We start from the raw sequence: 6,416 nt of genomic DNA, 5'->3' as shown, positions 1-6,416 counted from the left end.
ATCAATCCGATTCTGTGCAAAGGCCTCCTTGTGGGAGAAGGTGGATTGGCGCGCAGCGCCAAGACGGAAGAGGGGTGTTGGACGGAGTGCCGTCGGTGCCAGGCTGGAACACCCCTCATCGTCGCCTTCTGCGACACCTTCTCCCACAACAAGGGGAGAAGGAAAGGGCCGCCGCGCTAGCCGCTCAATCCGACGCCTTGTCCAATCTGGCGGGAAACCAAGCGCAATCATGCGCCAAATTGCGCGCAGAGCCGGAAGATCGACAAGAAATTTCGCTGACATATCTTCATCCTGACGCATGCTGCCGGCGGCGCGGCGGTTGGCCGGAAGCCTTGCCCGACGAATTGGCACTGGTCTGCCGGTGTGCAAGTATCTTGGCCGGGCAACATGGGAGGACGAAGGTCATGGCCGATGCGGGAATGTTGCGCTTCCATGTGCCGGAGCCGGAGGTGCGACCGGGCGGGACGCCGGATTTTTCTGATGTGACCATCCCCAAGGCCGGCTCGGTGCCGCGTCCCGAGATCGATGTCGATCCGCGTGATATCCGCGACCTGGCGTTTTCGATCATCCGCGTGCTCAACCGCGCCGGCGAGGCCGTCGGGCCGTGGGCCGGCCTGCTTTCCGACGACGAACTGCTGGAAGGCCTGCGCCACATGATGACGCTGCGCAGCTTCGACGCGCGCATGCAGATGGCGCAGCGCCAGGGCAAGACCTCGTTCTACATGCAGCACCTCGGCGAAGAGGCGGTGAGTTGCGCCTTTCGCAAGGCGCTGGCGCCGGGCGACATGAACTTTCCGACCTATCGGCAGGCCGGCCTGCTCATCGCCGACGGCTATCCGATGGTCACGATGATGAACCAGATCTATTCGAACGAGGCCGATCCGCTGAAGGGCCGGCAACTGCCGATTATGTATTCGTCGAAGGAGCACGGCTTCTTCTCGATCTCCGGTAATCTGGCGACGCAATATATCCAGGCGGTCGGCTGGGCGATGGCTTCGGCGATCAGCAATGATTCTAAGATCGCCGCCGCCTGGATCGGCGACGGTTCGACGGCCGAGTCCGACTTTCATTCGGCGCTGGTTTTCGCCTCGACCTACAAGGCGCCGGTCGTGCTTAACGTCGTCAACAACCAGTGGGCGATCTCGACCTTCCAGGGCATCGCCCGCGGCGGCTCCGGTACCTTCGCCGCGCGCGGTCTCGGCTTCGGCATTCCGTCGCTGCGGGTCGACGGCAACGACTATCTCGCCGCGCACGCGGTGGCCAAATGGGCGGCGGAGCGGGCGCGGAAAAATCTTGGGCCGACGCTGGTCGAATATGTCACCTATCGGGTCGGCGCGCATTCAAGCTCCGACGATCCGTCGGCCTATCGGCCGAAGGCCGAATCCGACGCCTGGCCGCTCGGCGACCCGATCGTCAGGCTGAAGAACCATCTCATCCAGCGCGGCGTCTGGTCGGACGAGCGCCACACCCAGGCCGAGGCGGAAATCCTCGAAACGGTGATCGCGGCGCAAAGGGAGGCCGAGCGCCACGGCACGCTGCACGCCGGCGGCAAGCCTTCGACGCGCGACATGTTCGAAGGCGTCTATGGTGAGATGCCGCCGCATCTCAGACGCCAGCGCCAGCAGGCGGGGGTCTGACCATGCCAAGACGGACCATGATCGAGGCGATACGCGACGCCATGGACGTGTCGATGGGGCGCGACGACCGTGTCATCGTGTTCGGCGAGGATGTCGGCTTTTTCGGCGGCGTGTTTCGCTGCACGCAAGGCCTCCAGGCGAAATACGGCAAGAGCCGCTGCTTCGACACGCCGATCAGCGAAGCCGGCATCGTCGGCTCGGCCATCGGCATGGCCGCCTACGGCCTGAAACCTTGCGTCGAGGTGCAGTTTGCCGACTATGTTTATCCGGCCTATGACCAGATCGTCTCGGAGGCGGCGCGGCTGCGTTATCGCTCGAACGGCGATTTCACCTGCCCGATCGTGGTGCGGATGCCGACCGGCGGCGGCATTTTTGGTGGCCAGACCCACAGCCAGAGCCCTGAGGCGCTGTTCACCCATGTCTCCGGCCTGAAGGTCGTCGTGCCGTCCAATCCGCATGACGCCAAGGGTCTTCTGATCGCGGCGATAGAGGATCCCGATCCGGTGATCTTCCTGGAGCCGAAGCGGCTCTACAACGGTCCGTTCGATGGCCATCACGAGCGCCCGGTGACGCCATGGTCGAAGCACGAACTCGGCGAGGTCGCCGACGGGCATTACACGGTCCCGCTCGGCAGGGCGGTGATCCGTCGGCCGGGCGCCGCGGTCACCGTGCTGGCCTACGGCACGATGGTCTATGTCGCGCAGGCGGCGGCCGAGGAGACCGGCATCGACGCCGAGATCATCGATCTGAGGACGCTGCTGCCACTCGATCTCGAGACGATCGTCGACTCGGTCAACAGGACAGGCCGCTGCGTGATCGTGCACGAGGCGACGCTGACATCAGGCTTCGGCGCCGAGCTGTCGGCGCTGGTGCAGGAAAACTGCTTCTACCATCTCGAAGCGCCGGTAGTGCGGGTCGCCGGCTGGGACACGCCCTATCCGCATGCGCAGGAGTGGGACTATTTTCCCGGTCCGGCCAGGCTCGGCCGCGCACTCGTCGAAACGATGGAGGCCTGACGATGGCAGGCAGAGCCTCAGACCAATTGCCAATGGTGGCGCCGCCCCTCATCCGCCTGCCGGCACCTTCTCCCCGTGCAGAACGGGGAGAAGGGACTGGCCGCCACGCCGGCGATCCCGCTCTCTCCGTTGTTCACGGGGGTCCGAAGGACGGGCGAGACAAGCGGCTCGCCCTGGAATGGGCAAGGGTGAGGGGCAGCGCAAACGCCTCGGTAAGGGGGACCTGACGATGGGCGAGTATGTGATCAAGCTGCCCGATGTCGGCGAAGGCGTCGCCGAGGCCGAGCTGGTCGAATGGCAGGTCAAGGTCGGCGATCTCGTGCGCGAGGACGCGGTGCTTGCCGCCGTCATGACCGACAAGGCGACGGTCGAGATTCCTTCGCCAGTCGACGGCGAGATCGTCTGGCTGGGTGCGGAGATCGGCGACACGGTGGCGATCGGCTCGCCCATTGTACGCTTGAAGGTGGCCGGCGAGGGCAATGTGAAGGCAGCTGCGGAGCCGGGCGGCGAGGCGGCCGCCAAGATTACCGACCGCAGTACCCCCACCCCTGGCCCCTCCCCACAAGGGGGAGGGGGATGCGCTTCGGCGGCCGAAGCCAGTGCCAAAGCGGCACCGCACCCGTCCCCGCCCGGAAAAATCACTGAGCGTGAGGTTGCATCGGCGACGGAATCCCCCTCCCCCTTGTGGGGAGGGGTTAGGGGTGGGGGTCCTGCGCCCGTCGCCGCGCCGCGTCCCGAAGGTGAAAGGCCGCTGGCGTCGCCGGCCGTCCGCCTCAGGGCAAAGGAGGCCGGCGTCGATCTCCGACAGGTCAGGGGAAGCGGCCCGGCCGGCCGCATTCTCCACGAGGACATCGACGCCTTCCTGGCGCGCGGACCGCAGCTTGCGAAGGTCTCCGGCCTCGCCCGGAACGAGGCGGTCGAGGACATCAAGATCATTGGGCTCAGGCGCAAGATCGCCGAGAAGATGGCGCTGGCCAAGTCGCGCATCCCGCACATCACCTATGTCGAGGAGATCGACGTCACGGCATTGGAGGATTTGCGCGCGGCGCTCAACAAGGAGAAGCGCGGCGGCGTCGAGCGGCCGAAGCTGACGCTGCTGCCGTTCCTGATGCGGGCGATGGTCAAGGCGATCGCCGACCAGCCCAAAATCAACGCGCTGTTCGACGACGAGGCCGGCATCGTCCACCAGCATGGCGGCGTCCATATCGGCATTGCCGCGCAGACGCCTTCGGGGCTGGTGGTGCCGGTGGTCAAGCACGCCGAGGCACGCGACATCTGGGACTGCGCCGCCGAGGTTTTCAGGCTGGCCGAGGCGGCCAGGTCAGGCACGGCGGCGCGCGACGAACTGTCGGGATCGACGATCACCATCACCTCGCTCGGCGCCATGGGCGGCGTGGCGACGACGCCGGTGATCAATCATCCGGAAGTGGCGATCCTCGGCGTCAACAAGATGATGGTGCGGCCGGTGTGGGACGGCACCCAGTTCATGCCGCGCAAGATGATGAACCTGTCCTCCAGCTTCGATCACCGCGTCATCGACGGCTGGGACGCCGCGGTGTTTATCCAGCGGATCAAGACGCTGCTGGAGACCCCGGCGCTGATTTTCGTGGATTGAGATGATGAGAACGGTCGCAAAGGCCCCCTCACCCGGCCTCCGCTTCGCTACGGCCACCCTCTCCCCGAGGGGAGAGGAGGTCTCCAAGGCTGGTGCAAGCCTCTTCTCCCCGCCGGGGAGAAGGTGGCCGCGCAGCGGCCGGATGAGGGGGCCCTTCTTCGTCAAAAAGAGCGTGTCGACATGAAGGAAATATCCTGCAAGCTGCTCGTCATCGGCGCCGGTCCGGGCGGCTATGTCTGCGCCATCCGTGCCGGCCAGCTCGGCATCGACACGGTTATCGTCGAGTTCGGCAAGCCGGGCGGCACCTGCCTCAATGTCGGCTGCATTCCGTCCAAGGCGCTGATCCATGCGGCCGAGGAGTTCGAGAAAATCTCGCACATGGCGAGCGGCAAGAGCCCACTCGGCATTTCAATCGCCACACCGTCGATTGATCTCGAAGCGACCATCGCCTGGAAGGACAGTATAGTTAGCCGGCTTAACAGTGGCGTTGCCGGCCTGCTCAAGAAGGCCGGGGTCAAGACCGTGCATGGCTGGGCGAAATTCCGTGACGGCAAGACCGTCGAGGTCCAGACCGAGACCGGCATGCAGGTGGTCCGCGCCGAGATGGTGGTGATCGCGACCGGCTCGGCGGCGGTCGAGCTGCCCTTCCTGCCGTTCGGCGGCGCGGTGATCTCGTCGACCGAAGCGCTGGCGCTGAGCGAAGTGCCGGAAAGACTTGCCGTCGTCGGCGGCGGCTATATCGGGCTCGAGCTCGGCATCGCCTTCGCCAAACTGGGCGCCAAGGTGAGCGTGGTCGAGGCCTTGCCGCGCGTGCTGGCGCAATATGATGCCGAGCTGACCCGGCCGGTGGTGAAGCGGCTCGCCGAGCTCGGCATCGAGGTGCTCGTGAACGCCAAGGCCAAGGGCCTGTCGAGCAAGGGCGATGCCTTGCTGGTCGAAACGGCGACCGGCAAGAATGCCAAGATCGCTGCCGACAGGATCCTGGTCACCGTCGGGCGCAAGCCGGTGGTCGAAGACTGGGGGCTGGAGCAGATAGACCTCGATATGGTGGGTAAATTCATCCGCATCGACGACCAGTGCCGCACCTCGATGCGCGGCATCTTTGCCATTGGCGACGTCACCGGCGAGCCGATGCTGGCGCACCGGGCGATGGCGCAAGGCGAAATGGTCGCCGAGATCGTCGCCGGCCACAAGCGCAGCTGGGACAAGCGCTCAATTCCCGCCATCTGCTTCACCGATCCGGAGCTGATCACCGCCGGCCTGTCGCCGGAGGAGGCCAAGAGGCTCGGCGGCGAGATCAAGGTCGGGCTGTTTCCGTTCGCCGCCAGTGGCCGCGCGATGACCAAGCTGAGTGAGGATGGCTTCGTCCGGGTTGTCGCCCGCGCCGACAACCATCTGGTGCTCGGCATCCAGGCGGTCGGCCAGGGCGTGTCGGAACTGTCGACGGCGTTCGGCCTGGCGCTGGAAATGGGCGCGCGGCTGGAGGATATCGCCGGCACCATCCATGCCCATCCGACGCAGGGTGAGGGTTTTCAGGAGGCGGCGCTGAAGGCGATGGGGCATGCCTTGCATGTTTAGATCGCGACGGCGCAAAAACTGGCGATGTCGGCGGGACAGCACCCCCCTCTGTCCTGCCGGACATCTCCCCCTCAAGGGGGGAGATCGGATGTCACGCCGGCCTTCGCTAACGATATGCTAAAAACTAAGTGAGACGACGAAGCTGCCAATCTCCCCCCTTGAGGGGGAGATGCCCGGTAGGGTCGAGGGGGGTGCTGCCCCGCCAGCGTTCACAAGCGCATTCACCCGGCAAGCCGGCTAACCATCTCGTGCTGCGCGTAGGCGCTGCCAAAGCGGTTGGCGAGGAACGCGTCGAGCGCGATGTCTTCCTGCTTGATAAAACCCTGCGCCGGCAAGCTGCCGTCGGCCAGCATGTCGAGCACAGCGCAGATGGCGGAGGCGGTGGTGATCTGGATGGCGCTGCGCACCTTGTCGCCGACGCGCCTGGCGTAGATCTTGTTGGCGTAGGTTTCCTGCAGCAGGCGGCCCCGCTTTCGGCCGCGGGCGGTGGCGAAGACCAATAACACCTCCAGCAGCGGCGCCCGCAGGCGCGCTCAAAAAATTATTTTAGCACCTAGCGGCGGTGGGGCA

General features: G+C 65.5%; 6 protein-coding genes. 4 read left to right on the top strand and 2 right to left on the bottom strand.

Translation table 11 applies throughout. The features are described 5' to 3' along the window. The coding region (locus AC0L3H_RS32235) for a hypothetical protein (protein WP_473588171.1) at nucleotides 1–282 on the bottom strand (282 nt) is incomplete at its 3' end. A gap of 122 nt (nucleotides 283–404) precedes the next feature. Here AC0L3H_RS32235 and AC0L3H_RS32230 point away from each other — a divergent pair. The 4 genes from AC0L3H_RS32230 (at nucleotide 405) to lpdA (ending at nucleotide 5,846) form a co-directional block, all read left to right on the top strand. After that, the gene (locus AC0L3H_RS32230; RefSeq protein ID WP_473588170.1) at nucleotides 405–1,637 is read left to right on the top strand and encodes a thiamine pyrophosphate-dependent enzyme; all 1,233 of its coding nucleotides are present in this window, start codon (nucleotides 405–407) and stop codon (nucleotides 1,635–1,637) included. 2 nt (nucleotides 1,638–1,639) lie between these two features. Beyond that, a complete protein-coding gene (locus AC0L3H_RS32225; RefSeq protein WP_473588169.1) occupies nucleotides 1,640–2,653 on the top strand; it encodes an alpha-ketoacid dehydrogenase subunit beta in 1,014 nt (337 codons plus the stop codon). Between the two features lie 229 nt (nucleotides 2,654–2,882). After that, nucleotides 2,883–4,268 (top strand): dihydrolipoamide acetyltransferase family protein, encoded by a 1,386-nt coding sequence (locus AC0L3H_RS32220; RefSeq protein ID WP_473588168.1) that lies wholly within the window; start codon nucleotides 2,883–2,885, stop codon nucleotides 4,266–4,268. A gap of 180 nt (nucleotides 4,269–4,448) precedes the next feature. Beyond that, a complete protein-coding gene (lpdA, locus tag AC0L3H_RS32215) occupies nucleotides 4,449–5,846 on the top strand; it encodes a dihydrolipoyl dehydrogenase (protein WP_473588167.1) in 1,398 nt (465 codons plus the stop codon). Between the two features lie 221 nt (nucleotides 5,847–6,067). Here lpdA and AC0L3H_RS32210 read toward each other — a convergent pair whose 3' ends face one another. After that, nucleotides 6,068–6,346 carry a hypothetical protein gene (locus AC0L3H_RS32210; RefSeq protein ID WP_473588166.1) on the bottom strand — a complete coding sequence of 93 codons (279 nt, stop codon included), beginning with the start codon at nucleotides 6,344–6,346 and terminating at the stop codon, nucleotides 6,068–6,070. Nucleotides 6,347–6,416: the final 70 nt, after the last annotated feature.

The sequence above is a fragment of the Mesorhizobium sp. WSM4816 genome (genome assembly GCF_055811535.1).
The sequence above is the reverse complement of the archived record's forward strand: the minus strand, read 5'-3'. Positions and strand labels throughout refer to the sequence as shown.